This window comes from Rhodothermales bacterium, from assembly GCA_017643395.1.
GTDB lineage: Bacteria > Bacteroidota > Rhodothermia > Rhodothermales > UBA10348 > JABDJZ01.
The window spans coordinates 1-553 of record JAEPNP010000019.1 but is presented as its reverse complement, the minus strand read 5'-3'; the positions used below and the strand labels follow the sequence as shown (position 1 = coordinate 553).

Below are 553 nucleotides of genomic sequence, written 5' to 3'. Positions count from 1 at the left end.
GACAATTACGTGATAGATACGGATCACGGCGTCATCTTGGACGTGGAACCCACCCGCTCCATCCGGCAAGCCGAGGTTGGATCGACAAAGACGATGCTGACAAGGGTGAAAGACAGGTTCGGCCTGGTCCCCGACTGGATGATCGCCGATACGGCATACGGTTCCGGCCCGATGCTCGGTTGGCTCGTAGATCGCGAAATTGATCCGTACATCCCGGTAATCGACAAGGCGGGACGCCCCGACGGCACCTGGACACGCACAGACTTCGAATGGGACGCTGAGAATGATCAATATATCTGCCCAGAGGGGCACGCGCTCAAACAGTTCCGCAGGAATTACTCTGATCCAAATCGAGGCCCGACCGGCAGGGGCACAGCCCGATACCGCGCCTTGAAAGATGTCTGCCAAGTCTGCCCTTCCAAGCCAAAATGCTGCCCCAACGCTGATGCGCGCAAGATCACCCGCGAGGAGCACGAGGACGCGCGCCAGGTCGCTAGAGATCTGGCTAAGACCGAAGAATATGAGATTGCAATGAAGCTCAAGAAAAAGGTCC

Annotated in this window: 1 protein-coding gene; it reads left to right on the top strand. The window is 57.3% G+C overall.

What is annotated here, in order from left to right:
• Positions 1 to 553 (top strand): transposase (locus JJ896_18580; protein ID MBO6781657.1); only part of this gene is annotated, 553 nt, incomplete at both ends.